This is a genomic window from Pseudomonas sp. ASL3 (assembly GCF_056680425.1).
In genome coordinates this window covers 4,107,823-4,134,778 of record NZ_CM155281.1, presented here as the reverse complement: position 1 = coordinate 4,134,778, position 26,956 = coordinate 4,107,823, and the positions used below count along the sequence as shown (strand labels likewise).

Below are 26,956 nucleotides of genomic sequence, written 5' to 3'. Positions count from 1 at the left end.
ATTGAGGAGGCATGCCCCATGAGCAAAACATTCAGAATCGCTGCGATTGCCGGCGATGGTATCGGCAAGGAAGTATTGCCCGAAGGCCTACGAGTGCTGGAGCAGGCGGCGCAGAAGTGGGGACTGGATCTAAGCATCGAGATCCTCGATTGGGCCCACTGTGATTACTACCTGGAACACGGGCAGATGATGCCCGCTGACTGGTTCGAGCAACTGAAAGGCTTCGATGCTATCTACTTCGGTGCAGTGGGTTGGCCGGACAAGGTGCCGGATCATATTTCCCTGTGGGGCTCGCTGCTCAAGTTCCGCCGCGACTTCGACCAGTATGTGAATATCCGCCCGGTGCGGCTGTTTCCGGGGGTGCCATGCCCCCTGGCTGGACGCAAGCCCGGGGATATCGATTTCGTGGTGATCCGCGAAAACACCGAGGGTGAGTATTCCTCGGTGGGTGGCAAGATGTTCGAAGGCACCGAGCATGAGTTCGTGTTGCAAGAATCGGTCTTTACCCGGCGTGGGGTGGACCGGATTCTCAAGTACGCCTTCGAACTGGCCCAGACCCGGCCGCGCAAGCGCTTGACCGCGGCGACCAAGTCCAATGGCATATCCATCAGCATGCCGTACTGGGATGAGCGCACGGCGTTGATGGCCGAGCAGTACCCGGACATCACCTGGGACAAGCAGCACATCGACATTCTCTGTGCGCGCTTCGTGCTGCAACCGGACCGGTTCGATGTGGTGGTGGCGTCGAACCTGTTCGGCGATATTCTTTCCGATCTGGGACCGGCCTGCGCTGGCACGATCGGCATCGCCCCCTCGGCCAACCTTGACCCGGAACGTCGCTTCCCCTCGCTGTTCGAGCCGGTGCATGGTTCGGCGCCGGATATCTACGGTCGCAACATCGCCAACCCGATTGCCATGATCTGGTCCGGGGCCTTGATGCTGGACTTTCTCGGCAATGGCGATGAGCGCTACCGCGCAGCCCATGACGGGATTCTCAAGGCCATCGAGAACGTCATCGCACACGGCCCGACCACGCCCGATCTGGGCGGCCAGGGCTCGACTCAGGAAGTCGGCAAGGCGATCGCCGAGGCGCTTTGAACTTTTAGGGGGACTGCGTCGACCTCATCGCAGCCTTCGGCAGCTCCTTGGGTGACACGGTCGGAGTAGGAGCTGTCGCAGGCTGCGATCGAGCGCGTAGCGGTCGCAATTCCGATCAATAGCCCTGCTCTCGGTCAATCTGCCCGATCATGGTTTCACCATGCTCATGCCGACGGATGTTCTCCAGCAACCCCCCAAACGCACTGTCTGGTTGGGTCATCGCCGCGATATGCGGGGTCAGCAGAATCTGCGGGTGTTGCCAGAAAGGATGGTCTGGCGCGGCAGGTTCTTGTTGCAGTACATCGAGCACCGCCGCGCTGATTTGCCCACTGACCAGCGCGTCGAGCAAGTCACTCTCCACCAGATGCCCGCCACGTCCCATGTTGATCAGCGCCGCGCCGTGGGGCAGGTGCTGGAACAACTGCCGGTCGAGAATGCCTTGGGTCTGCTCGGTCAGTGGCAAGACACACAGCAGAATGTCGCACTGGCTAAGGAAGGCTGGAAGTTGCCCGGTGCCGGCAAAGCACTCCACGCCGGCGATTCGATGTTCGCTGCGGGCCCAGCCGGACATTGCGAAGCCGAACGTCTGCAAGGTGGCGAGTATCTGCTGCGCCTGCAAACCCAGGCCCATGACACCGACCCGGCGTTTTTGCGCGGGGAGCAACGGGTGCGCCTGCCAGCGCTGTTCAACCTGTTGTTGCCGATAGCGCAGCATGTCCCGGTGAAGGCCGAGCACGGCAAAACTGGCATATTCACACATGCCCTGGGTGATGCCCGGGTCCAGCAACCGCACCACGGGCAGGTTCACTGGCAAGCGTCCAAGGTCCAGTTGATCGACCCCCGCTGATAACGCAAACAACACCTGCAGATTGGGCAGCAGGACGTCGAGATCGTCCGGCGCCTGCCAGGCAGCCAGGTAGTGGATGTCCGCTGGGTCGCCGATATCCGGCCAGGCGCGCCATTCGATATCCGGGGCGTGTTCGGCGAACAGCGCTTTCCACTGTTCGCCGCGCACCGGGTCAGCTTTATAGAGCAGGGCCATGGCAATCTTCTGAGTTGAGTGAACTGAAAAGGGTGAGGTTCATCATGCCTCAACGCCAGAGCAGGATCTGTCGAAAGCCCCGGCGCAAACGCGTTGCGCTGCGCTGAATGGGGCGTTGCCCGGCAGATTCCATGGAGCTGCCCAGGGCTGAAGGATTCTGCCGTTTGTGAGGGTGAAAACAGTCGATCCGAATTTCTCAGGGGCCAAGTTCGGCTTAGATCGTTTCGCTGAAGGCTTAACCTGAACAGCATCGCAGCCGCCTCCAGGTTGCCAGGCTCACTATGGGGAACGCCATGAATAGCAAAGTCGACAAAACACCTCATTTGCTCCGTCAGCGCGATCAGTTCGTGCCTCGAGGCCTGGTCACGGCCCACCCGTTGGTCATCGACCGGGCCCAGGGTTCCGAGCTATGGGATGTGGACGGCAAACGCTACCTGGACTTTGTCGGCGGCATCGGCGTGCTGAATATCGGGCACAATCATCCGAAGGTGGTCGAGGCGGTGCAGGCCCAGTTGCAAAAGGTCTCCCATGCCTGCTTCCAGGTGGTCGCCTATCAGCCTTATCTCGACTTGGCTCAGCGCCTGTGCGAGCTGGTCGGTGGCGGCGAAGCCTATAAGGCGGCGCTGTTTACCTCGGGTGCAGAGGCGGTGGAAAACGCGGTGAAGATCGCCCGCGCCCACACCAATCGCTCGGCAGTCATTGCCTTTCGCGGCGGGTTTCATGGCCGCACCTTGCTCGGCACGACCCTGACCGGCATGAGCCAGCCCTATAAACAGAACTTCGGACCCTTCGCTCCCGAGGTGTTCCATACCCCGTATCCAAATGCCTATCGCGGTGTCAGCAGTGAGATGGCGCTGCAAAGCCTGCACGAATTGCTGGCGACCCAAGTGGCACCGGACCGCGTAGCGGCAATCATCATCGAGCCGGTGCAGGGTGACGGCGGCTTCCTGTCGGCGCCGGTGGAGTTTCTCCAGGCACTGCGGGCGCTGACTGAACAACACGGGATTGTGCTGATTCTCGATGAAATCCAGACGGGCTTCGGTCGCACCGGCAAATGGTTTGGTTTCCAGCACGCCGGGATCCAGCCCGACCTGGTCACTGTCGCCAAAAGCCTGGCCGGTGGCTTGCCGCTGTCGGGTGTCGTCGGCCGTGCCGAGATCATGGACGCACCCTTGCCCGGCGGCCTCGGCGGCACGTACGGTGGCAACGCCCTGGCGTGTGCGGCGGCGCTGGCGGTGATCGAGGCCTACGAGCAGGAACAACTGCTTGCGCGCGGCGAGAAGCTGGGTGAGCGTCTGCGCCAGGGGCTGCTGCGCTTGCAGGCGCGTAATCCGCGAATTGGCGACGTACGCGGTACTGGCTTTATGCTGGCGATCGAGTTGGTCAAGGACGACGCCGCTCGCAGCCCGGATGCCGAGCTGACGCAACAGTTGATCGATCAGGCCCGGGTCGGCGGCCTGCTGGTGATCAAGTGTGGGGTGTACCGTAACGTGCTGCGCTTCCTGGCTCCCCTGGTCACCCGGGAGGAGCAGATCGACGAAGCGCTCGAGATTCTCGAAGTGGCGCTGGCACGAGTCTTGAACTGAACTACGGCCACGGTCGGCGCAACGTAGCAAGGCGGCGACCGTGGGAACTTTTGGGGCATGAATCGATGAAATGCATCATTGGAGGCTGTACACGCCATGGGCCTGACTGATTATCGTGCACTGCTGATCGATTGCGATGAAGTCCTGGTCGATCGGGATTCTGGAGTCTGGACCGCCCTGCAACCGATGCTCGAAAACCGCCCGGCTGCACCGGGAAAGGAACAGGTACTGGCCGAGTACAACGAGGTGGTGCGCACGCTTTATCCACGTTTCGCTGAACTGGGTTTCAGCGGGCTGCTGTGCTTCGCCCATCGTCAGTTGGCCGAGCGCCTGGGGTTCAAGGCCAGTTGGGAGGAGGGCATGAGCTTTGCTCGTTCGGTGCCCAACTGGTCACTGTTCGAAGACGGGCCCGGTGCCATGTTGTACCTGCGCAAGTTTTATCGACTGTTGGTCTATGTTGATCGCGATGCCGAGGATCGAGGGCCGCTCTGTGAGCGTCTGGGGATCGTGCCGGACGACTTGTTGTCCCAGGCCAGCAGCCCTCTGGAGGATCGCGACTGGCTCTTGGCCAACGACCTCGAACCCAAGGATATCCTGCTGGTTTCCAGGCCTCCCGCCGAGCCGCCGATGTCGGCCGGCTTGTGTCTGATCTGCCGTAGTCGTGCCAGGCATGCCCAACCGTGCCCGGCGGATTTCTGCATCAACAGCATGGCTGACCTGGTCGCTCAACATCAGCTGTCTTTACGGCGCTGATTTTGCTAGAAAGACTGCATATCTGGACAGCAATCAAAAGGAACGTAATGGAAGGTTTAGTCAAACTGGACCGGATTGATATCAGCATCTTGGTTGAACTGCAAAAAGACGGTCGCATGACCAACGTCAGTCTGGCCGATGCTGTTGGCCTGTCGGCCAGCCCATGCCTGCAGCGGGTCAAACGGCTGGAATCGGCAGGCTATATTTCCAGCTACAAAGCTCACCTCAATCTGGCCAAAATCACCGACTCGGTCACGGTGTTTACCGAGGTCACGCTCAGCGACCACAAACGGGAAGACTTCGCCAAGTTCGAGTCCAATATTCGCTTGGTCGATGAGGTGCTCGAATGCCATTTGATCAGCGGCGGTTACGATTACCTGGTGCGTTTCATGACCCGAAGCATCCAGCACTATCAGGAAGTGATCGAAAGCCTTCTGGACAAGAACATCGGCATCTCCAAGTACTTCAGCTATATCGTCATCAAATCGCCGGTCATGAAAGATGGCGTACCGCTGCGTAAGCTGTTGCGTCACTGATCGCCACTGAAGGCCGGCGCCGTCGGCCTGTTGCCATCACCTCATCCCTCAAACCCGAGCCTCGCGATTGAGAAGATCGCTCACCCACTGATTGATGCTTTTGTGCGAAAGCTCGGCCTTGGAGGCAATCGTTGCATGTAACGCAGGCTCCAGACGCAGGCTGAGCTTGCCGGAGTAGGTCTTTTGAGGTTCACGCCCGAGTTTGGCGCAAGTGTCCAGGTAGTCGTTTACCGCCTCTTCAAATGCCGTACGCAACTCGGCCACAGATTCGCCGTGGAAGCCCACCACGTCACGAATACCCGCGATGTGGCCTATCAGTAAGCCGTCCTCATCGCTGTACTCAATTCGAGCCGCGTAGCCTTTGTAATTCATGACGTTCATAGGGTCACTCCTGCTTGTTCGAGGAACGCTCGCGCATCGCGGACCTGATAGGGTTTTGCCTCCTTGTCCGGATGAGGGCGATGGAACGTGGCCACCACTCCGTTGAGTTCAAAACGAACCCGAGACCCGTTACCCTCGATTGTTCGGGCACCGACAGCATTGAAAAGGGACTCGATTCGGACCCACTCCAGAGTGCTTGGCACGGGCCTGGAAAATATGGCATTCAGAGTACTTGATTGCTTGTTATTCATGGTATCAGATTATGATACCGTTTAATTTCGCTCAAGCCAGGATTTGTAGGAAAAAGGGACGTGATAACTACGACGAGTCGCTTCGATCTCCACGCGAATTTATTCGTGAATGGCTTGATACTGTGTGCATGACACCCTCAGCCCCTCATGCGCCACGCACCAATGGCTGCTGTTGCCAACGCCCGCTCCGGCTCGGAGAGCAGTTGTTCATAGTGTTCGCGCAACTCATTTTCCCAGCCCGCTACCTCATCCAGAATCGCCTCGGCGGCTCCTCGGCTGAGATCAAAATGTTCGGCATGGCTGAGCAGGTTGGCTCGGGTAATCAACGAACCTTCGCTACCTATCGCCATGGCCAGAGAGGTGGGTGATTCGCCGTCCAGCGTCGGGACCACGTCATACATGGGAGACAAGCGCCAGCCGCCCTCAATCCAAATAATGGCGTGGTTTTTTGGGTGGTCATCGTCGTTGCCTGCAAGGGCGTTAAAGCACATCCGCTTGTACAGTTCTTGCAAGTCACTCTGCGGCACACCGCGACGACGCATCTCGTCAGCCACCGCCGCGTATCGCCACCGGCCTCGGTCGGGCGCAAGCCAGTCACTGTCCAAGAGCGTCAGGGCGCTGAGCATCGGGATTCGTCGAAAGCCGCCTTCGTGTGCCTTACGGTCGAACCGGTCCACCAACAGCACGCTCTTGCTTCCCACATGCAGTTGAGTTCTCGCCACCCGCAACCCTTTGGCGGCGGCAAACGTCATACAGGCGTGCTCCATGGACGGCACGTCGAAGTCATCATGCCGGTCGCGTGGTTTGGCGAGAATCAGTCGCGATTCGTGGCGCAAGGTGCATTTAGGACGGGCGCCACCCAATGACGAGCGCTGGCGGGCTGCTTGCCGTGCGGGTGCATCGATGGGGCGAGGGACGTGCCCTTGAACGCCATCTGCAAAGGCAATGAAATCCTCCAGTGCGGTGATGTCGCCAATGCCAGACTGGCCCACGCCTCTAGGTGGCTTGCGTGTGCTACCCACCATCAACGTGCCGGAGCGATCCTGGTTCGTGGACTTGAGCAGATAGTCGATTGCCGCCAATTCCGCACCCGCTGCTTTAGCCAGCACTCGCTGGCCCCAGCCATCAGGTGTGGCGCCGCGGACAAAGCCAGGAATGCCAGCATTCGTCGTGATCCCCGAGTGAAACTCGCTTCGCAATGGGTAGTGAAAGGAGTCGGGAACCCAGCCACGTCCTTCGACAAACTCCGGGCTGTAAACGAACTCTCCTATGCCGTTCACGATCTCCAGCCGACCGAGAGTTACCACCTCACCGCTGTCAGGAAGCTGCATGTAGATGTAGGCACGTCCCATCAGAATTCCTCCTTTTTGGGTTTACGCAGCCGAACGCGTTGGGCTTCGGTTTCCAGCTTCGGCGGTGCCTTTACCCCCCCCAATGATTTCACCGAGAAGACCCAGCCGCCAAAGCACCAACATGAACGTGCCCAGTTCTACGCCACGCTCCCCAGCCTCGATTTTACCGATGGTCGGACTCGACACGCCGATGCTCTGGGCAAGGTCAGATTGCCGCATTTGCATCTCAAGGCGCTGCTGCTTCACGCGAAGCCCTATGTTCTGCAGGGTTTCGCGGCATTCGAGGGGAAAATAGGGTTGCATAAGATAAATAATCGGTTGTCTTAGACTGGTTTAGCTAAAACATAACAGAGTTTATTGGTTTAACAAGTTGGGTTTTTTCAAACAGCTTTGAAGCAGAGGAGAGGGGGCGCTTCGCAGGCGCGTAGTGTCAAACTGCGTGCCCACGCAGAGCGTGGGCACGATCCAGATTGAAACTTACTTCCCAACCTTCCACGCATCCCCAGCCGGCGCGGTCCCGTGGTCATACGGCTTACCAAGCCACATGTAGATCAACCCCAGGCCGATGACGATAGCGGTGGTCAGGACCATGGCGTAGTTGATGTACCAGGCCGCATCCGGGGTACGGGGCCAGGCCATGTTGATGATGGCCAGCACGCCGTAGACCAGCGCGCCGATGTTGATCGGCAGGCCCCATTTGCCCAGGCTGAATTGGCCGTTTGGCTTCCAGCCGCGAGCGCGGGCGTAGAGGGCGGCGAGGACGATCATCTGGAATGCCAGGTAAATGCCGATGGCGGCGAAGCTGACGATGGTCGCGACCGCATCCTGCAACACGAAGCCCAGACAGATGATCAACGCGGGCAGTACACCGGACACCAACAGTGCAGTGACGGGTACTTGGGTGTTGGGCGACAGGCGTTTGAGCGCGTTGCTGCCGATGATCATTTGGTCCCGTGCGTAGGCGTAGAGCAGGCGGCTGGCGGCGGCTTGCAGGCTGATCACGCAGGAGATGAACGACACCATGACCACGGCCATCACCACTTTCGAGCCCGTGACGCCGAAGGCGTTGTTGAGGATGGTGGTGACCGGGTCTTTGTCGGTGCCGTTGATCACGGCGTTCATGTCCGGTACCGAGAGGATCAGTGCCAGGCAGGCGAACATCGCTGCGATACCGCCGATGTAGATGGTCATGCGCATGGCACGCGGGATCATCTTGCTCGGGTTTGGGGTTTCTTCTGCGACGTCACCGCAGGCCTCGAAGCCGTAGTACAGGAACATCCCCGCCAGTGACGCGGTGAGGAACGCTGGCAGGTACGAGCCGTCGATGCGGATGTCGAAGGTATTGAACAGCACGCTGATCGGCTGATGACGTTCGAAGATCAGCAGGTAAAGGCCCACGATCACCGCACCGATCAGTTCGCAGAGAAAGCCGAACATGGCGATGCGCGCCAGCACTTTGGTGCCACTGAGGTTGACCAGGGTGGCGAACAACGTCAGCACCAGCGCAATCACGATATTGGTGTTGTTGCTGGGTTCGAAACCGAGCATGGCGGCCAGGTACGGCCCGGCACCCACGGCGACGGCGGCGATGGTTACGCACAGGGCGATGGCGTAGATCCAGCCCACCATCCATGCCCATTTCTTGCCCACCAAACGGCGGGCCCACGGGTACACGCCGCCGGAAATCGGGAACTGCGAAACCACTTCACCGAAGATCAGGCACACCAACAATTGCCCGATGCCCACTAGCAGGTAAGCCCAGAACATCGGTGGGCCGCCCGCTGCCAGGCACAGGCCGAACAGGGTGTAGACGCCTACTACGGGCGACAGGTAAGTGAAGCCCAGGGCGAAGTTTTCCCACAGGCTCATGGTGCGGTTGAAGTTGGAGGTGTATCCCAACTTGCGGAGTTGTTCGGCATCGCTGTCCGCGGCCGGTGATAGGGATGTAACGCTCATGTGTTTCTCCAGGAAATCGGCAGATTTTGGATGTTCGAATCCTGAGCTGCGCACTGATGCGCAACCCGATTCGGTCGTTATTGTTTTGATCTCGATTGCGGGTGAAACGGGTGAATCATTGAAGGTCGTACCGACCTTATCGCAGCCTTCGGCAGCTCCTACAGTTGAAACGCGATCCATGTAGGAGCTGCCGAAGGCTGCGATAGAGCGTGAAGCGCTCTCAGTGCTTAAACATCACATGGCGCACGGTGGTGTAATCCTCCAGGCCGTACATGGACAGGTCTTTGCCATAACCGGAAAGCTTCTGCCCACCATGGGGCATTTCGCTGACCAGCATGAAATGGGTGTTGACCCAGGTGCAGCCGTACTGCAAACGCGCCGCCAGCCGATGGGCGCGGCCTACGTCTTGAGTCCAGACCGACGAGGCCAGGCCGTAATCCGAATCGTTGGCCCAGGCCAGTACTTGCGCTTCATCGTCGAACTGCGTGACCGAGACCACCGGTCCGAACACTTCGCGACGGACGATTTCGTCGTCCTGTTGGGCGTCGGCAATTACCGTCGGTTCGAAGAAGAAGCCGTTGCCTTCAACCACCTTGCCACCGGTGATCAGGCGGATGTGCGATTGGGCGAGGGCGCGCTCGACGAAGCCCGCCACCCGGTCGCGGTGCTGTGCGGTGATCAGTGGGCCCAGCTCGGTTTCCGGATCGCCCTGCAAACCGTATTTGATGCTGCTGACCGCTTCACCCAGTTTGGTGACGAACTTTTCGTAGATGCCTTTCTGCGCGTAGACCCGGCACGCGGCGGTGCAATCCTGGCCGGCGTTGTAGAAGCCGAAGGTGCGAATACCCTGAACGGCGGCGTCGATATCGGCGTCGTCGAAAATGATCACCGGCGCCTTGCCGCCCAGTTCCATGTGCATGCGTTTGACGCTGTCGGCGGTGCTGGAAATGATGTGCGAGCCAGTAGCGATGGAGCCGGTCAGCGAGACCATGCGCACTTTCGGGTGGGTCACCAGCGGATTGCCCACGGTCTGCCCGCGACCGAACACCAGGTTGAGTACGCCGGCCGGGAAGATATCGGCCGCCAGTTCCACCAGGCGCAACGCGGTCAGCGGGGTTTGCTCGGAAGGCTTGAGCACCACGGTATTACCGGCCGCCAGCGCTGGCGCGATTTTCCAGGCGACCATCATCAACGGGTAGTTCCACGGTGCGATAGAAGCCACCACGCCCACCGGGTCGCGACGGATCATCGACGTATGCCCCGGCAGGTATTCACCGCCCGCCGAACCACTCATGCAACGGCTGGCGCCGGCGAAGAAACGGAACACATCGGCAATCGCCGGAATTTCATCGTTCAGCGCGGCGCTGTAGGGTTTGCCGCAGTTGTCCGACTCCAGTTTGGCCAGCTCTTCGCCGTGGGCTTCAATGGCGTCGGCCAGTTTGAGCAGAAGCAACGAGCGATCTTTAGGTGAGGTCTGTGACCAGCCTTCAAAGGCGGCATCGGCGGCGCGCACGGCGGCATCGACCTGGGCTTCGCTGGCTTCGTTGATTTCGATCAACACCCGACCCAAGGCTGGGTTGAAGACAGGCTGGCTGGGGCCTTCGCCGACGACCAATTGGCCATTGATCAACAGTTTGGTTTGCATGGTTGACTCCTCTTCAAGCGATTATTGTCGTCGCGCAAAAAACTGTAGGAGCCGCCGAAGGCCGTTCCGGCCTTATCGCAGCCTTCGGCAGCTCCTACATGGGATTGTTCGTGTTCTCTATTTGCCGCCACTGCCGGCCACGCTTTCGCCGCCGCGGGTCAGGTAATAGGCGCCGAGGATCGGCAGCATGGTCACCAGCATCACCAGCATGGCGACGACGTTGGTCACCGGCACATCGCGTGGGCGGCTGAGCTGGTTGAGCAGCCAGATCGGCAAGGTGCGTTCGTGGCCGGCGGTAAAGGTGGTGACGATGATTTCGTCGAACGACAGGGCGAACGCCAGCATCCCGCCCGCCAACAGGGCCGAGCCGAGGTTGGGCATGATGATGTAGCGAAAGGTCTGCCAACCGTCGGCGCCCAGGTCCATCGAGGCTTCGATCAGGCTGTGGGAGGTGCGGCGCAAGCGGGCGATGACGTTGTTGTAGACGATCACCACACAGAAGGTCGCGTGGCCGACGATGATGGTGAACATCCCCGGTTCGATTCCGAGTGTCTTGAAGGCCGAGAGCAGGGCGATACCGGTGATGATCCCTGGCAGGGCGATGGGCAGAATCAGCATCAGCGAGATACCGTCCTTGCCAAAGAAGTCTCGGCGGTACAGCGCGGCCGATGCCAGTGTGCCGAGGACCATGGCGATCAAGGTGGCGATGCAGGCGATCTCCAGCGAGAGCTTGATCGACTCCAGAACGTCGGGTCGCGAGAAGGCCACGCTGAACCACTTCAGGGTGAAGCCCCGGGGCGGAAAGCTGAAGGCGGCGTCTTCGGTGTTGAAGGCGTACATGAAGATGATGAAGATCGGGAAGTGCAAGAACACCAGCCCGCCCCATGCGGCCAACTTCAAGCCAAGGGAGGCTTTTTCCCCACCTATCGAAGGTTTAAAGCGCATCGAAGGCCCCCAGACGTTTGACGATGGACAGGTAAATAGCGATGAGTACGATGGGCACGAGGGTGAAGGCCGCTGCCATGGGCATGTTGCCGATAGCGCCTTGCTGGGCGTAGACCATGCTGCCGATGAAGTAGCCGGGCGGGCCGATCAGTTGTGGCACGATGAAATCACCCAGGGTCAGGGAGAAGGTGAAGATCGAACCGGCGGCAATCCCTGGCACCGTCAGCGGCAGAATCACTTGCATGAAGGTCTGTCGTGGCCGGGCGCCGAGGTCGGCAGAGGCTTGCAGCAGCGATGGCGGCAAACGTTCCAGCGAGGCCTGGATCGGCAGAATCATGAACGGCAGCCAGATGTAGACGAAGACCATGAAGCGCCCCAGCTGCGAGGTCGACAAGGTACTGCCGCCCACGCCGGGAATGCCGAGGATCAACTGCAACACCGGCTCAAGCCCCAGGTGCTGAACGAACCACTGCGCTACGCCGCCCTTGGCCAGCAGCAGGGTCCAGGCGTAAGCCTTGACGATGTAACTGGCCCACATCGGCATCATCACCGCAATGTAGAAAAACGCTTTGGTCTTGCCCGCGGTGTAGCGCGCCATGTAATAGGCGATAGGGAAGGCAACGATGCCACTGGCAATCGACACGGCGACCGCCATGCCCAGGGTGCGCGCGATGATGTCGAAGTTCGCCGGATTGAACAGCGCCGCGAAGTTGGCCAGGGTCAGGTCGGAGGTGACCGCCATGGTGAAGTCGTCGAAGGTGTAGAAACCCTGCCACAACAGGGTCAGCAGCGAGCCGAGGTAGACTGCGCCGAACCACAGCAGCGGCGGGATCAGCAGCAGCGACAGGTACAGATTTGGTCGACGATAGAGCAGGCTGGAGAAGCGCCGCAAGGGCGATTGTCCGGGTTGCGTTGCCGGGTGGTTGATGGCCTGGCTCATGTTACAGGCCCCCGCTCACAGCGGTTTCGTGCAGGGTGACCATCGCTTCACGGGCCCAGCGCGCGGTGATCCGCTGACCGGTCTGGTGCTGCGCTGTGGTGTCCAGCCACTGGTTGTTGGCCTGACTGATGTTCAAGGTCTGGCCGTTGTCGAGCTTGAGTTCATAGCGGGTGGCGCTGCCCTGATACTGAATATCGTGCAGCAGGCCGCTGACCTGAATCTCATGACTCGACGCCTGGCCTTCCGCAAAACGGATGTGTTCCGGGCGAATCGAAAAGGGCAGGGCGGTGCCGCTCAATTGCAGGGCCAGTTCGCCGCGTAGCACGTTGGAAGTGCCGACGAATTCGGCGACAAAGGTGGTGGCCGGTTTCATGTACAGATTGCGCGGGGTGTCGACCTGTTCGATGCGGCCTTTGTTGAACACCGCCACGCGGTCGGACATGGACAGCGCTTCGGTCTGATCGTGGGTGACGAAAATAAAAGTGATGCCCAGTTGGCGCTGCAGCTTCTTCAGCTCGCCCTGCATCTGTTCGCGCAGTTTCAAATCGAGGGCGCCCAGCGGCTCATCGAGCAACAGCACACGGGGGCGATTGACCAGGGCGCGAGCCAAGGCCACGCGTTGACGTTGGCCGCCGGAGAGTTGCACCGGTTTGCGCTCGCCGTAGCCATCCAGCGCGACCATGGCCAAGGCTTCTTCGGCACGCTTGAGGCGTTCGGTTTTGCCGACACCCTTGACCTTCAGGCCATAGGCGACGTTGTCCCGCACGTTCATGTGCGGGAACAGCGCGTAATCCTGAAACACGGTGTTCACATCACGTTCATAGGGCGGCAGGCCAGAGGCCTCTTCGCCGTGAATGCGGATCGAACCTGCGCTCGGCTGCTCGAAACCGGCAATCAAACGCAGACAGGTGGTTTTGCCCGAGCCCGAAGGGCCCAGCATGGAAAAAAACTCGCCGTCCTGGATGTCGATGGAAACCCGGTCAACGGCCTTAACTTCGCCGAACTGACGGGAAACGTGAGTGAATTGGACTGCAAGCGTCATGGTGTGTCGCTCCAAAAAGGCGATAAGGTCCGCAGGACCTTCAGGCGGACTTAGCGCCCGCCCATGATCGCGATGTAGTCTTGGGTCCAGCGGCTGTATGGCACGAACTTGCCGCCTTCAGCTTGCGGGGTTTTCCAGAAAGCGATCTTGTCGAACTGGTCGAAGCCATTGGTGGCGCACCCTTCGGCGCCCAGCAGTTCACTGCCTTTGCAGGCTGCCGGTACCGCTGGTAACGAACCGAACCAGGCCGCTACGTCGCCCTGGACCTTGGGTTGCAGTGACCAATCCATCCACTTGTAGGCACAGTTCGGGTGCTTGGCGTCGGCGTGGAGCATGGTGGTGTCAGCCCAACCGGTGGCGCCCTCTTTGGGAATGGTCGAGGCCACTGGCTGTTTGTCAGTCTGCAAGCCATTGACCATGTAGCCCCACGAACTTGACGCCACGACGCCTTCGTTCTTGACGTCACTCATCTGTACCGTGGCGTCGTGCCAATAGCGGTGGATCAACGGCTGCTGTGCGCGCAGCAGGTTGAGCACGGCCTTGTACTGGGTTTCGGTGAGTTCGTAGGGGTTCTGAATCCCCAGTTCTGGCTTGGTCGATTTCAGGTACAGCGCGGCGTCGGCAATGTAGATCGGGCCGTCATACGCTTGTACCCGGCCTTTGTTGGGTTTGCCATCTGGCAGGTTCTGCGCTTCGAAAACCACGCTCCAGCTGACGGGCGGCGTCTTGAACACGTTGGTGTTGTACAACAGAACGTTCGGGCCCCACTGGTAAGGCGTGCCGTAGGTTTGCTTGTTGACCACGTACCATGGGCCGTTCACCAGACGTGGGTCGATGTTCTTCCAGTTGGGGATCAGCGCGGTATTGATCGGCTGTACACGCTTGCCGCCGATCAGGCGCAGCGAGGCGTCGCCGGAGGCCGTGACCAGGTCATAACCGCCCTTGGCCATCAGACTGACCATCTCATCGGAGGTGGCAGCAGTCTTGACGCTGACCTTGCAGCCGGTCTCCTTCTCGAAGCCTGTCACCCAGTCATACGCCTTGTCGCTTTCACCCCGTTCGATATAGCCCGGCCACGCCACAATATCGAGCTGGCCTTCGCCGGCACCTACGGTTTTGAGCATTTCTGCTGCCGATACACCGCAGCTGGTGAACATACCGGTGACTACAGCGCTGAGTAATACGGTCTTGAGCACTGACATGGGATTCCCTCTTCTTTAATTATGGTCGGGGCAGTTTGGGAGCAGCTGCAAGCTTCAAGCTTCAAGCGGCAAGAGGTTCGTAGCTCTTGCTATTACTTGTAGTCTGAAGATTGCAGGGTGTAGCCATTCTTATTGCTTTTACTTGAAGCTTGCAGCTTGACGCTTAAAGCTGCGCGCCATGCCGCGCCATGACGTGGCGCACCACGCTGTAATCCTGTAACGAGTCGCTGGACAAATCCTTGCCATAACCCGAGCGCTTGAGGCCTCCATGGGGCATTTCGCTGACCAGCATGAAATGGCTGTTGATCCAGGTGCATCCGTATTGCAAGCGCGCGGCCACCTGCATGGCCTTGTCCAGGTTCTGCGTCCAGATTGACGACGCCAGGCCGTATTCCGAGTCGTTGGCCCAGTCCACCGCCTGTTCCAGCTGATCGAAGCGGGTCACGGTCACCACCGGGCCGAACACTTCGCGCTGGACGATCTCGTCGCTCTGTTTGCAACCGGCGAGCAGGGTGGGTTGGTAGAAGAAGCCCGCGCCGGAATGCACCGCCGCGCCGGTAATGCGCTCGATATGCGGCTGGCTCAACGCGCGCTCGACGAAACTGGCGACGCGATCACGCTGGCGGGTGCTGATCAGCGGGCCGATTTCATTGTCGGCATCGCGTTTGCCGGCAAAGCGCAGGCTGCTGACCGCCGCGCCGAGTTCGGCCACCAGACGGTCATGAATCCCCGCCTGGGCGTAAATCCGGCACGCGGCGGTGCAGTCCTGCCCGGCGTTGTAATAGCCGTAGGTGCGCACGCCTTCGACCACGGCCTGGATATCGGCGTCGTTGCAGACAATCACCGGGGCCTTGCCGCCCAATTCCAGATGCGTGCGCTTGAGGGTTTTGGCGGCGGCCTGAAGGATTTTCTGCCCGGTGACGATATCGCCGGTGAGCGACACCATGCGTACTTTTGGGTGGCTGACCAAGTGGCTGCCGACGCCTTCACCGCCACCGCAGACGATGTTGATCACACCGCGCGGTAACAGCTCGGCCAACGCCGGGGCCAACGCGAGAATCGACAGCGGGGTGTGCTCAGAAGGTTTGAACACCAGCGTGTTGCCCGCCGCCAGCGCCGGAGCGATTTTCCAGGCAGCCATCATGATCGGGTAATTCCACGGCGCGATGGACGCCACCACGCCGATCGGATCACGCCGGACCATGCTGGTGTAACCGGGCAGGTATTCACCGGACAGCTGACCAGTCTGGCAGCGTACGGCCCCGGCAAAAAAGCGGAACACATCGACCGTCGCGCTCAAGTCATCCTGACGCGCCAGATGCAGCGGCTTACCGCAGTTCAGCGATTCGAGACGGGCGAGCAGGTCGGCCTGTTTTTCAATGGCGTCGGCAATCGACAGCAGAATGTTCGAGCGTTGTTGCGGCGTGGTTCGTGACCAGCTGGCGAAAGCACGGTGAGCGGCGAGGATCGCTGTTTCGACTTGTTCGGTGCTGGCTTCGGCAATATGCGTCAGCACTTCACCCGTGGCCGGGTTGATGATGGGCTCGACGAAACCCTGGCCTGCGACCAATTCACCGTCGATCAACAGTGCCGTGAACAGTGGGGTCGGGTGCGCGCCAGCCATTTTCGATGTTCTCTTTTTATGTGTAGGCACATTATTGTTAGGCACAGGGTCCATAGGCATGCTCCGTGGCGCGCCCGGCCTTCTCTATAGCCACAGAGACTAGTGCGCGGGCAAGCGGTCGACAAATACTAAATACTGAAAGCAGCGTTCGATTAAATAGATAGCCGGCGTCCGGCGTGCGGTTGCTCGCGTGCGACGGTCAGGAAAGGGTCGACCAGCGCGGGTCTGGCCGTGCCTCGACGCCAGGCCAGGCCGACGTCCAGGGTCTGGCTGAGGTCGGCCAGCGGGCGTGCTTCGATGATGTCGCCTTCGAGTGACCACGGGCGATAGGTCATGTCTGGCTGGATCGAAACCCCAAGTCCGGCTGCTACCAGGCTTCGCACTGCTTCGGTCGAGGCCGTGCGCAGGGTGATGTGCGGTTGCAGCCCGGCGCGTGCCCACATGCGTTGGGCGTTCATGTCCATTTCATCGACATTGAGCTGAATCAAAGGCTCGCGGGCGACGTCCGCTAGATTGATGCTGTCGTGTTCCAGTAGGGGATGCTGGGCCGGCAGCCACAGTCGGTGCGGCGAATGGGTCAGCACTTCGGTTTGCAGGGCGTGACGGTCTTCGAGGTTGGACAGGATCAACACCCCGACATCGATCTCGCCGCTGACCAGCAAATGCTCGATATACGGGCGCTCGTCTTCCATCACGCGGATAGCGACATTGGGGTAGGCGCGCTGGAAGCGGGTCAGCAAATCCGCCAGATAGTAGCCGGCCACCAGGCTGGTCACGCCGATAATCAACTGGCCTGCCACCTGGTCAGTGCTTTGTTGCAGGCTGCGTTTGGCGTTGTCCACCGTGGCCAGAATCAAGTGCGCCTGACGCAAGAACTGGTGACCCTGGTGAGTCAGGGACATGCCCTTGGCGTGGCGGTTGAACAGGTTGACGCCAATTTCCTGCTCCAGTTGCTGGATCGCCAGGGTCAACGTGGATTGGGAAATGAACACCGCCTGCGCGGCTGCCGAGATTGAGCCGGTTTCCGCGACGGCAATGAAGTGACGTATCTGGCGCAGCGTCATCATGGGGGTGCAGTCCTTGCGGGCGCGTTTCCGGTTTTTCGATGTTTTGGAGTGTATATCGTTTTAATAGATGGCTGGGGGCAATCAGAACAGGCCCCTTCGCGAACGCATACGATCAGGCGACACTCAATCCAGCGGGTGCACATGAAAATGCGCCTGTTGCTTGCCCGCATGTTTCGCGCGATACAGCGCCTGATCCGCCAGCCCCAGGACTTCGCCGAGGTCGGGATTGTCCAGTGGCCATAGCGCGCCGCCGATGCTGCAACCGACCCGCGCCTGGCGATGGTCCAGGGTGACCGGCTGGGCCAAGGCTTTGAGTACCCGGTTGGCGATGACCTGCGCCTGCGCCGCCGCCTCGTTGTGGGCCACCTGCAACACCATCAGAAACTCATCGCCACCCAGACGCGCCACCATGTCGCCCTCACGCAGACAACCACGCAAGCGCGCGGCGACTTCGCGCAACAGTTCATCGCCACCGACGTGACCGAACTCATCATTGATCGGTTTGAAACCGTCCAGGTCGAGATACAACAGCGCCAGACAACTGCCCAGACTCTGACTGCGTTGCTGCGCCCGAGGCAGGTATTTTTCCAGTGCAGCACGATTGGGCAGACCGGTGAGGGCGTCATGGTGGGCGAGGGTTTCCATCACTCCGAGCGCTGTCTGTTGATTACTCAGGCTGACCACCAGATGACGAATCGACTGGCTCAGCTGGGCGATCTCCCGCGTACCCTTGATGTCCGGGATTTCCATGATTTCACCGGCGCTGAGGTGGTCGGCTGCCTGCGCGATGCGCCACAACGGCCGGGTAAACCAGGTTGCGAGCAGCCAGCCGATGAGTGCTGCAATCAATGCCAGCGCGATTCCCCAGGCAAGGATGTCGTGTTGCAGCTGCCGCGCCGGGGCGTAGGCCTCCTCCACTGATTGTCGTGCGACCACCGTCCAGCCGAGTCCCGGATATTTGCCATAACCCCGGCTCAGGGCAAGTCCGCTCAAGTATTCCTCGCCATCGGACCAGCGCTGCACGCCCCATTGCGGATGGTCTGTGGCGAGCTTGTCCAGTAAGGGCAGCTCCATCCGTTGCCCCAGCATCTGGTTTGGACCAAGTATTACGCGATGGTCGGAGTCCAGGACAAAGAATTCGACCTTGTGCCGCAGTTGCGTCGGATCGAGCAGGGCCTTGCGTATGCCATCGGCCCAGGTCCAGGACAGGTGTGCGGCCAGTACACCGACCAGTACGTTGTCGGCATTGACCACCGGCAGGCTGATGTCGACGAACTTCATGGTTTCGCCGCCAGGGTTGGGCAGCAGCGTGGACAGTAACTTGGCATCGTGCACATCGCCCACCGACAGGCGCTCGCGACCGTTCAGGAAAACCGGGCGCTGGGCAATGCTGACGCCTTCGAGTACGCCATTGCTGGAGGCCCTCACCAGCCCCCTCAGGTCGGTAAGCCCAATCCAGGAAATGTCCGGAAACTCTTGTTGCAGGTGATTGAGAAGCTGGCGTACCTGAGCGACGTCATCAGGCTGGTGCATCACCTGCAAGTGGCTGAGGACGGTGAGGATATTGGCTCGGTTCGCTATGCCGCGATCCAGTCGGTCGATCATCTGGTAGGAAATTTCAGCGAGATCCATACCGATTTCGCTGCGCATCCGCGTACTTGAGTCATGGCTGATCAGCGTGCCGAACCCCCAGCTGAGCAGACTCACCAGAAGCGCGATCAGTATGGCAAAACGACTGCGTAGACTGGGCAGGGTACGCATGTGGGTACTTCCGCAGATTAAAACAGTTCATGAGAGGGGCGACATATTGTCAGCTTCTTCTGATAAAACCTTAGCAAACTACGGAAAGTATGTCGGAAACATCCATATTTGGCGCAGGAGGCTGGGCTATACTCAGCCGGCTTTGGACCGTCTGTCGGTCCACTTCTTGAACTCGGCGGATACTGCCGATGTTGAACTCTTGAGGGCTGACTGTGAAGAATTGGACGTTGCATCAACGGATTCTGGCGAGTTTCGCTGTGATCATCGCCATTATGTTGTTGATGGTTGTCGTGTCGTACTCCCGGCTGCTTTCGATTGAGTCCAGCGAGGAACAGGTCCGCACCGATTCCCTTCCCGGCCTTTACTACAGTGGCAGGGTCCGCGGTGTGTGGGTCGACAGTTACACGGCCACTTTGCAATTGCTCAGCGAAGAAGGTCGACCGCTCACGGCCGCTGAGGAGGAGCAGTTCAAGGGTTACGAAGATCGCCTGAAAAGCGAGGAGGACAACTACAGGGCGACCATCTTCGATCCAGAAGATCAGGCCCGTTTCGATGCATTCGAAAAGGCGCATCAGGCTTATCAGAAGATACTGGGTGAGGTCCTCATCCTCTTTCAAACCAATGATTTCGTCCACGCTCGCACCCTGGTCAGCACGCAACTGTCTCCCGCCTGGAATGAAGGTCGCGTTCTGGTCACCAAGTTGATCACCGAAAACAAGACAATGGCCGACCAGGCTACCGCGTCGATCGTCGCCGCGGTGACCGCCGCGAAAATCAGCATGGGGATTTCCCTGCTGCTCGCGGTGATTGCCGCTGCGTGCTGCGGTTTGTTGTTGATGCGCGCGATCATGGCGCCAATGCGACTTATCGTGGAGATTCTCGACGTCATGCGCACCGGTGACTTGAGCAAACGCCTGAACCTGGACCGCAAGGACGAGTTTGGCGCAGTCCAGACCGGCTTCAACGACATGATGACTGAGTTGACCGGGCTGGTTTCACAGGCCCAGCGCTCGTCGGTGCAGGTCACCACCTCGGTGACCGAGATTGCCGCGACCTCCAAACAACAGCAGGCGACAGCCACTGAAACAGCGGCCACCACCACGGAAATCGGTGCGACCTCTCGGGAAATCGCTGCGACATCCCGTGATCTGGTGCGGACAATGATCGAGGTCACCACCGCCGCAGATCAGGCGTCTATCCTCGCCGGTTCCGGCCAGCAAGGCCTGGCGCGAATGGAAGAAACCATGAATCAGGTGATGGGCGCGGCCAATCTGGTCAACGCCAAGCTGGCGATCCTCAACGAGAAGGCTGGCAATATCAATCAAGTGGTGGTGACCATCGTCAAGGTGGCCGACCAGACCAACCTGTTGTCGCTCAACGCGGCCATCGAAGCGGAAAAAGCCGGCGAATACGGGCGTGGTTTTGCGGTGGTGGCGACCGAAGTTCGCCGCTTGGCTGATCAGACCGCTGTGGCGACTTACGACATCGAGCAAATGGTCCGTGAGATTCAGTCAGCAGTGTCCGCAGGCGTGATGGGCATGGACAAGTTCTCCGAAGAAGTCCGCCGTGGCATGTTCGAAGTGACCCAGGTCGGCGAACAGCTTTCGCAGATCATTCATCAGGTGCAGGCGCTGGCGCCACGCGTATTGATGGTCAACGAAGGCATGCAGGCGCAGGCCACCGGTGCCGAGCAGATCAATCAGGCGCTGGTGCAGTTGGGCGATGCCAGCAGCCAGACCGTGGAGTCGTTGCGTCAGGCCAGCTTTGCTATCGATGAGTTGAGTCAGGTGGCGGTGGGGCTGCGTAGCGGCGTCTCGCGCTTCAAAGTCTGAGACCGAACGATGATCGAGCTTTCGGCCAAGCGTGGCGCCCCGGCGTTGCCGCAGAACAAGCTGTTTTTGTTGTTTCGCATTGGTGATGAGCGATACGCCCTGGAGGCGGTCGACATCGCCGAAGTGCTGCCGCACTTGCAGCTCAAGCCCATCGCCCAGACGCCGCATTGGGTCGCGGGGGTCTTCGCTCATCGCGGCGTGATGGTGCCGGTGATCGACCTCAGCGCGCTGACGTTTGGCCATCCGGCACGGGCCCGGACCAGTACCCGTCTGGTGCTGGTTCACTATCGGCCCGATGCCGAACGGTCGGCCCAACTGCTCGGCCTGATCCTGGAACAGGCTACCGACACCCTGCGTTGCCTGCCCGCCGAGTTCAAGGAATACGGTCTGGACAACCGAGAGGCGCGCTACCTTGGCCCTGTGCGTGAATACGAACAGGGTTTGCTGCAATGGATTCGGGTGCAAGACCTGCTCAGCGATCCGGTGCGCGAGCTGCTTTATCCCGTGCAACCCTTGAGTGTCGAGCTGTTCGAGGACGCGCCATGAGCAGCGATGCGCGCTTCTTCGCGTTCCTCAAGGAGCGTATCGGTCTGGATGTCACCTCGGTTGGTGAAGCGATCATCGAGCGTGCTGTGCGCCAGCGTTGCACTGCGTCGATGGCGCAGGACAGTGACGACTATTGGCAGTTATTGCTGACCTCGGTCAGCGAGCACTGATCGAGGCGGTGATCGTCCCTGAGACCTGGTTTTTTCGTTATCCAGAATCGTTCGTGACCCTGGGCAAGCTGGCGTCGGCACGGTTGGCGCAGCTCATGGGCTCGCGGCCGTTGCGTATTCTCAGTCTGCCGTGTTCCACGGGGGAAGAACCCTATTCCATCGCCATGGCCCTGTTCGACGCGGGTATTGGCCCGCAGCAGTTTCAGGTCGATGCCGTCGATATCAGCCCTTTGTCCATCGAGCGGGCGAAGCGGGCGATTTACGGCAAAAATTCGTTTCGCGGTGATCAAGTCTCCTTTCGTGACCGGCATTTCAGCACCGACGCCGACGGATATTTACTGAATGAGCGGGTGCGCGATCAGATCAATTTCCAGCCGGGCAATGTGCTCGATCCTGGTCTGTTGGCGGCGCAACCGACCTATGACTTCGTGTTCTGCCGCAATCTGCTGATCTATTTCGATCAGGTAACCCAACAACAGGTCCTCAACGTGCTCAAGCGCCTGACCCGTGAAGAGGGCGTGTTGTTTATCGGCCCGGCCGAAGGCAGCCTGCTGGCGCGTTTGGGCATGCGCTCGATTGGCTTTGCGCAGTCGTTCGCCTTCAGCCGCCAGACGGAAAAAGTCGAAGAGCCACTTTCGAACACCCTTTTCCCGCGCCCCCTTTTTTCGAGCACACCGCTATTGGCTTCGACACGGCCAGTGGCTGATCTGCCGTCGGCTGCCAAGCCTCGGCCGTTTGCCCCAAGCCTGTTGGCCAGCGCAAGCGCCAGAGTGCTCTCCACTGACGCGGTGGCCTCCCATCACGATGTCATACAGCACGATGCCGCCAGCCTGTTGGCCAGCATCGCCAGCCTCGCCAATCAGGGCAAAAGCGCCGAAGCGCGTGCGGCCTGTGAGCGCTACCTGAAACTGTATGAGCCTGTGGCCCAGGTGTTTTATTGGCTGGGGCTGCTCAGTGAACTTGGTGGCCAGGCGGGAGAGGCGCAGGCCTTGTATCGCAAGGCGCTGTATCTGCAACCGCAGCATCCGGAAGCGTTGGCGCAGTTGGCAGCCTTGCTCGCTTCACTGGGCGATACCGCCGGTGCCCGGCGCTTACAGGAACGTGCCGCCCGTGGCCTGAGCAAGGAGGAAAGTAATCGATGAGCGCCTCGCTGAATGAACTGAGTGTGATCCAGCAAGATGCCCAGGCAATCGACGATTGCTGGAACCGTATCGGTATTCACGGCGAGCGCTCCTGCCCGTTGCTGGTTGAACATATTCATTGCCGTAACTGCTCGGTGTATTCCGCCGCCGCCACGCGCCTGCTCGATCGCTATTCCCTGGCTCAGGAACATCGCGTACAGGCTTATGGCAGCGAGGCGCACAGCGAGATTAAAACCCGCTCGATCCTGGTGTTTCGCCTGGGCGAGGAATGGCTGGGGTTGCCTACTCGCTGCCTGGTCGAAGTGGCACCGTTGCAGGTGGTTCACTCCTTGCCGCATCAGCGTTCGCGTGCGTTGCTGGGCGTTGCCAATGTGCGCGGCGCGCTGGTGGCCTGCATGTCGCTGGTCGAGTTGCTGGGCCTGGACAGCGCGCCAGCCGTGACCCAATCGGCGCGGATCATGCCGCGCATGTTGATTGTCGCCGCGCAAGATGGCCCGGTCGTGGTGCCGGTGGACGAGGTCGATGGCATTCATGCCATCGACGAGCGCGTACTGGATTCGGCATCGAGTTCCGGCGATCACGCCAATGCCAAATACACCCGGGGCGTCATGCAGTGGAAGGCGCGCAGCCTACGCCTGCTCGATGAAGATCAACTGCTGTTGGCGGTGACCCGGAGCTTCACATGACTCCAGAACAATTGCGCGATTCATCGCTATTCGAGCTGTTCACGCTGGAGGCCGAAGAGCAAACCCAAGTGCTCAGTGCTGGTCTGTTGGCGCTGGAGCGCAACCCGACGCAAGCCGATCATCTGGAAGCCTGCATGCGTGCCGCCCACTCGCTCAAGGGCGCGGCGCGGATTGTCGGGGTCGATGCCGGAGTCAGCGTGGCCCATGTGATGGAAGATTGCCTGGTCAGCGCCCAGGAATTCCGATTGTCCCTGCGGCCCGAGCATATCGATGCCTTGTTGCTCGGCACCGACTTGCTGATGCGTATCGCGACCCCCGGCAGCGCAGGCGTCAGCCCGGCGGATATCGACGCGTACGTGGTGCAAATGAACCTGTTGCTGGTGTCGGGGGCCGCCACTGTCCGCTCAGCACCGACAACACCGACGCAGCCGTCACTTGAGTCTCTTCTATCTGCGTCAGCGTCTGATCTGACGACTGCTGACTTGATCGCTGCCGCGTTGCGCCTGGATGCACCTGCGCCCGAAGCCGAACCGGAACCTGTTCCAGTCCCAGTCCCAGTCCCAGTCCCAGCCCCTGCAGTGCCCTATGCGCAACGCCGAAACCGGCGGGCCACCGATGGGGGGGAGCGCGTATTGCGGGTGACCGCCGAGCGCCTGAACAGCCTGCTCGACCTGTCGAGTAAAGCGTTGGTCGAAACCCAGCGGCTCAAGCCGTACCTGGCAACGATGCAGCGGGTCAAGCGCCTGCAAAACAACAGCGGTCGTGCTTTGGATAGCCTGGAGGCGAGCCTCAAGGAGGCTGGGGTCAACGTCGAGAGCCACGAGGCGCTGGAAGAGGCCCGGCGCTTGTTGTCCGAAGCCCAGGCGATGCTGACCCAACAGACCACCGAGCTGGACGAGTTCGGTTGGCACGCCAGCCGGCGGGCGCAACAGCTGTACGACACGGCGCTGGCCTGCCGGATGCGCCCCTTTGCCGATGTACTGGGGGGGCAGGCGCGCATGGTCCGCGATCTGGGACGCGAGTTGGGCAAACAAGTGCGCCTGGAGATTGAAGGTGAAAAGACCCAGGTCGATCGCGAGGTGCTGGAAAAACTCGAGGCGCCGCTGACGCATTTATTGCGCAACGCGGTGGATCATGGTGTCGAATCTCCTGAGCAGCGGCTGCTGGCGGGTAAGCCGGCAGAAGGGCTGATCCACCTCAAAGTGTCCCATCAGGCCGGCCTGCTGGTGCTGGAAGTCAGTGATGACGGTGGGGGTGTCGATCTTGACCGTTTGCGCCGCAGTATCGTCGAACGGCAGTTGTCGCCGGCCGAGACGGCCGGGCAATTGAGCGAAGAAGAGCTGCTGAGTTTCCTGTTTTTGCCCGGTTTCAGCCTGCGCGACAAGGTCACCGAAGTGTCCGGGCGTGGCGTCGGCCTGGACGCGGTGCAGCATATGGTCCGTCAACTGCGCGGGGCGATTGAAGTCGAACAGGGCGCGGGGCAGGGCAGCCGTTTCCATCTTGAAGTCCCGCTGACCCTGTCGGTGGTGCGCAGCCTGGTGGTCGAAGTCGGCGGCGAGGCCTACGCTTTCCCATTGGCGCATATCGAACGCATGCGTGACTTGCAGGCCGACGAAATCGTGCAACTGGAAGGTCGCCAGCATTTTTGGCACGAAGAGCGCCATGTCGGTCTGGTGGCCGCCAGTCAGTTACTCCAGCGCCCGCAAAGCCAGACAATCGGGGACGTGCTCAAGGTCGTGGTGATTCGTGAGCGTGATGCGGTGTATGGCGTGGCGGTCGAGCGGTTCATCGGTGAGCGCACGTTGGTGGTGTTGCCCCTTGATCCGCGTCTGGGCAAGGTTCAGGACATTACTGCTGGCGCGTTGCTTGACGACGGTTCGGCGGTGTTGATCATCGATGTCGAAGACATGCTGCGTTCGGTGGAGAAACTGCTCAACACCGGACGTCTGGAGCGCATCGACCGGCGTAGCCTGCACGTCGATACCGTGGCGCGAAAGCGCGTGCTGGTGGTCGACGACTCGTTGACGGTGCGTGAGTTGCAGCGCAAGTTGCTGCTCAATCGCGGTTATGAAGTGGCCGTGGCCGTGGATGGTATGGATGGCTGGAATGCCTTGCGTGCCGAAGACTTCGACTTGTTGATCACCGATATCGACATGCCGCGCATGGACGGTATCGAACTGGTCACGCTGTTGCGACAGGACAGTCGTTTGCAGTCACTGCCGGTGATGGTGGTGTCGTACAAAGATCGTGAAGAAGATCGTCGCCGCGGTCTGGATGCTGGTGCGGACTATTACTTGGCCAAAGCCAGCTTCCATGACGACGCTTTGCTGGATGCCGTGATGGATTTGATAGGGGATGCACAAGGATGAAGATCGCCATCGTCAACGATTTGCCCATGGCTGTGGAAGCCCTGCGTCGAGCCATTGCTTTCGAGCCCGCGCATCAGGTGGTCTGGGTCGCAGCCAATGGTGCCGAAGCGGTCGAGCGCTGCGCTGAGCTGACCCCGGACCTGATCCTGATGGACCTGATCATGCCGGTCATGGACGGTGTCGAGGCCACCCGGCGGATCATGGCGGAGACTCCATGCGCCATTGTCATCGTCACCGTGGATCGAGAGAAAAACGTCCATCGGGTGTTCGAGGCCATGGGTTACGGCGCGTTGGACGTGGTCGACACGCCCGCTCTGGGTGCGGGCAATCCCAAGGATGCGGCGGCACCGTTGTTACGCAAGATCCTCAATATCGGCTGGCTGATCGGTCAGCGTGACAGCCGCGTGAGTACCGTCGCCACGCCCCTGCGCGCGACCGTGCAACGTCACGGATTGGTGGCCATCGGCTCCTCCGCAGGCGGCCCGGCGGCCCTGGAAATACTACTGAAAGGCCTGCCCGCAACGTTTCCGGCGGCTATCGTGCTGGTACAGCATGTCGATCAGGTCTTCGCTGCGGGTATGGCTGAATGGCTGAGCACGGCCTCGGGCTTGCCTGTGCGGCTGGCCCGCGACGGTGAGCCGCCACAAAGCGGCACGGTCTTGCTGGCGGGGACCAATCACCATATTCGCTTAATGAAAAACGGCAATCTGGCGTATACCGCCGAGCCTGTAAACGAAATTTATCGGCCCTCTATCGACGTCTTTTTCGAGAGTGTGGCCCGCTACTGGAGTGGTGATGCGGTGGGTGTGTTGCTGACGGGTATGGGACGCGATGGTGCTCAAGGACTTAAATTGATGCGCCAGCAAGGATTTCTGACTATTGCTCAGGATCAGCACAGTAGTGCGGTGTACGGCATGCCCAAGGCTGCCGCGGCCATTGATGCCGCTGTCGAGATTCGACCGCTGGAAAAAATTGCGCCCAGATTGATGGAGGCGTTCGCCCAATGACTTTTCAGGTGAGTTCACGTCTA

At 60.2% G+C, this 26,956-nt stretch carries 23 protein-coding genes and 1 pseudogene; 10 read left to right on the top strand and 14 right to left on the bottom strand.

Annotated features, from left to right (window positions below; all coding sequences use genetic code 11):
• Positions 1–18: 18 nt before the first annotated feature.
• Complete coding sequence (locus AC1MEE_RS19185) at positions 19–1,098, top strand: tartrate dehydrogenase (protein WP_480411160.1); 1,080 nt, start codon at positions 19–21, stop codon at positions 1,096–1,098.
• Between the two features lie 115 nt (positions 1,099–1,213).
• Here AC1MEE_RS19185 and AC1MEE_RS19180 read toward each other — a convergent pair whose 3' ends face one another.
• Positions 1,214–2,140, bottom strand: coding sequence for a 2-hydroxyacid dehydrogenase (locus tag AC1MEE_RS19180; protein ID WP_480411159.1), 927 nt, complete (start codon positions 2,138–2,140; stop codon positions 1,214–1,216).
• 293 nt (positions 2,141–2,433) lie between these two features.
• Here AC1MEE_RS19180 and gabT point away from each other — a divergent pair, with 293 nt between their 5' ends.
• The 3 genes from gabT (at position 2,434) to AC1MEE_RS19165 (ending at position 5,015) form a co-directional block, all read left to right on the top strand.
• Positions 2,434–3,726 carry a 4-aminobutyrate--2-oxoglutarate transaminase gene (gene gabT, locus AC1MEE_RS19175; protein ID WP_480411158.1) on the top strand — a complete coding sequence of 431 codons (1,293 nt, stop codon included), beginning with the start codon at positions 2,434–2,436 and terminating at the stop codon, positions 3,724–3,726.
• 96 nt (positions 3,727–3,822) lie between these two features.
• The gene (locus tag AC1MEE_RS19170; RefSeq protein WP_480411157.1) at positions 3,823–4,479 is read left to right on the top strand and encodes an HAD family hydrolase; all 657 of its coding nucleotides are present in this window, start codon (positions 3,823–3,825) and stop codon (positions 4,477–4,479) included.
• Between the two features lie 47 nt (positions 4,480–4,526).
• Complete coding sequence (locus AC1MEE_RS19165; RefSeq protein WP_480411156.1) at positions 4,527–5,015, top strand: Lrp/AsnC family transcriptional regulator; 489 nt, start codon at positions 4,527–4,529, stop codon at positions 5,013–5,015.
• 48 nt (positions 5,016–5,063) lie between these two features.
• Here AC1MEE_RS19165 and AC1MEE_RS19160 read toward each other — a convergent pair whose 3' ends face one another.
• The 13 genes from AC1MEE_RS19160 to AC1MEE_RS19100 form a co-directional block, all read right to left on the bottom strand.
• Positions 5,064–5,396, bottom strand: coding sequence for a type II toxin-antitoxin system HicB family antitoxin (locus AC1MEE_RS19160; RefSeq protein WP_480411155.1), 333 nt, complete (start codon positions 5,394–5,396; stop codon positions 5,064–5,066).
• A complete protein-coding gene (locus AC1MEE_RS19155) occupies positions 5,393–5,647 on the bottom strand; it encodes a type II toxin-antitoxin system HicA family toxin (protein ID WP_480411154.1) in 255 nt (84 codons plus the stop codon). Before AC1MEE_RS19155 ends, AC1MEE_RS19160 begins: the two co-directional genes overlap by 4 nt.
• 137 nt (positions 5,648–5,784) lie before the next feature.
• Positions 5,785–6,999: a type II toxin-antitoxin system HipA family toxin gene (locus AC1MEE_RS19150; RefSeq protein ID WP_480411153.1), complete on the bottom strand. Its 1,215-nt coding sequence runs from the start codon at positions 6,997–6,999 to the stop codon at positions 5,785–5,787.
• 21 nt (positions 7,000–7,020) lie between these two features.
• The gene (locus AC1MEE_RS19145; protein ID WP_480411152.1) at positions 7,021–7,218 is read right to left on the bottom strand and encodes a helix-turn-helix domain-containing protein; all 198 of its coding nucleotides are present in this window, start codon (positions 7,216–7,218) and stop codon (positions 7,021–7,023) included.
• A 258-nt stretch (positions 7,219–7,476) separates the two neighbouring features.
• Complete coding sequence (locus tag AC1MEE_RS19140; RefSeq protein ID WP_480411151.1) at positions 7,477–8,955, bottom strand: APC family permease; 1,479 nt, start codon at positions 8,953–8,955, stop codon at positions 7,477–7,479.
• A 220-nt stretch (positions 8,956–9,175) separates the two neighbouring features.
• Positions 9,176–10,600, bottom strand: a complete 1,425-nt coding sequence (locus AC1MEE_RS19135; RefSeq protein WP_480411150.1) for a gamma-aminobutyraldehyde dehydrogenase — start codon at positions 10,598–10,600, stop codon at positions 9,176–9,178.
• Between the two features lie 117 nt (positions 10,601–10,717).
• A complete protein-coding gene (locus AC1MEE_RS19130; RefSeq protein WP_480416274.1) occupies positions 10,718–11,527 on the bottom strand; it encodes an ABC transporter permease in 810 nt (269 codons plus the stop codon).
• Between the two features lie 7 nt (positions 11,528–11,534).
• On the bottom strand, positions 11,535–12,485 hold the full coding sequence (locus AC1MEE_RS19125; RefSeq protein ID WP_480411149.1) for an ABC transporter permease: 951 nt from the start codon (positions 12,483–12,485) through the stop codon (positions 11,535–11,537).
• Between the two features lies 1 nt (position 12,486).
• On the bottom strand, positions 12,487–13,527 hold the full coding sequence (locus AC1MEE_RS19120; RefSeq protein WP_480411148.1) for an ABC transporter ATP-binding protein: 1,041 nt from the start codon (positions 13,525–13,527) through the stop codon (positions 12,487–12,489).
• Positions 13,528–13,577: 50 nt separating this feature from the next.
• Entirely contained in the window at positions 13,578–14,729 is a 1,152-nt protein-coding gene (ydcS, locus tag AC1MEE_RS19115; protein WP_480411147.1) for a putative ABC transporter substrate-binding protein YdcS, read from the bottom strand.
• A gap of 163 nt (positions 14,730–14,892) precedes the next feature.
• Positions 14,893–16,353 (bottom strand): gamma-aminobutyraldehyde dehydrogenase, encoded by a 1,461-nt coding sequence (locus tag AC1MEE_RS19110; RefSeq protein WP_480411146.1) that lies wholly within the window; start codon positions 16,351–16,353, stop codon positions 14,893–14,895.
• Between the two features lie 152 nt (positions 16,354–16,505).
• Complete coding sequence (locus tag AC1MEE_RS19105) at positions 16,506–17,420, bottom strand: LysR family transcriptional regulator (protein ID WP_480411145.1); 915 nt, start codon at positions 17,418–17,420, stop codon at positions 16,506–16,508.
• Between the two features lie 123 nt (positions 17,421–17,543).
• Positions 17,544–19,181 (bottom strand): diguanylate cyclase domain-containing protein, encoded by a 1,638-nt coding sequence (locus AC1MEE_RS19100; protein WP_480411144.1) that lies wholly within the window; start codon positions 19,179–19,181, stop codon positions 17,544–17,546.
• Between the two features lie 212 nt (positions 19,182–19,393).
• Between AC1MEE_RS19100 and AC1MEE_RS19095 the strand changes: the two genes are divergently transcribed.
• The 6 genes and pseudogenes from AC1MEE_RS19095 (at position 19,394) to cheB (ending at position 26,933) form a co-directional block, all read left to right on the top strand.
• Positions 19,394–21,013 (top strand): methyl-accepting chemotaxis protein, encoded by a 1,620-nt coding sequence (locus AC1MEE_RS19095; RefSeq protein ID WP_480411143.1) that lies wholly within the window; start codon positions 19,394–19,396, stop codon positions 21,011–21,013.
• Between the two features lie 9 nt (positions 21,014–21,022).
• Positions 21,023–21,559, top strand: coding sequence for a chemotaxis protein CheW (locus AC1MEE_RS19090; protein WP_480411142.1), 537 nt, complete (start codon positions 21,023–21,025; stop codon positions 21,557–21,559).
• Positions 21,556–22,871, top strand: a pseudogene (locus tag AC1MEE_RS19085) (CheR family methyltransferase). The gene AC1MEE_RS19090 and the pseudogene AC1MEE_RS19085 overlap by 4 nt, the downstream one beginning before the upstream one ends.
• Positions 22,868–23,557 (top strand): chemotaxis protein CheW, encoded by a 690-nt coding sequence (locus AC1MEE_RS19080; protein ID WP_480411141.1) that lies wholly within the window; start codon positions 22,868–22,870, stop codon positions 23,555–23,557. The pseudogene AC1MEE_RS19085 and the gene AC1MEE_RS19080 overlap by 4 nt, the downstream one beginning before the upstream one ends.
• On the top strand, positions 23,554–25,926 hold the full coding sequence (locus AC1MEE_RS19075; protein WP_480411140.1) for a response regulator: 2,373 nt from the start codon (positions 23,554–23,556) through the stop codon (positions 25,924–25,926). Before AC1MEE_RS19080 ends, AC1MEE_RS19075 begins: the two co-directional genes overlap by 4 nt.
• Entirely contained in the window at positions 25,923–26,933 is a 1,011-nt protein-coding gene (gene cheB, locus AC1MEE_RS19070) for a chemotaxis-specific protein-glutamate methyltransferase CheB (RefSeq protein ID WP_480411139.1), read from the top strand. The genes AC1MEE_RS19075 and cheB overlap by 4 nt, the downstream gene beginning before the upstream one ends.
• The last annotated feature ends 23 nt before the right edge of the window (positions 26,934–26,956 follow it).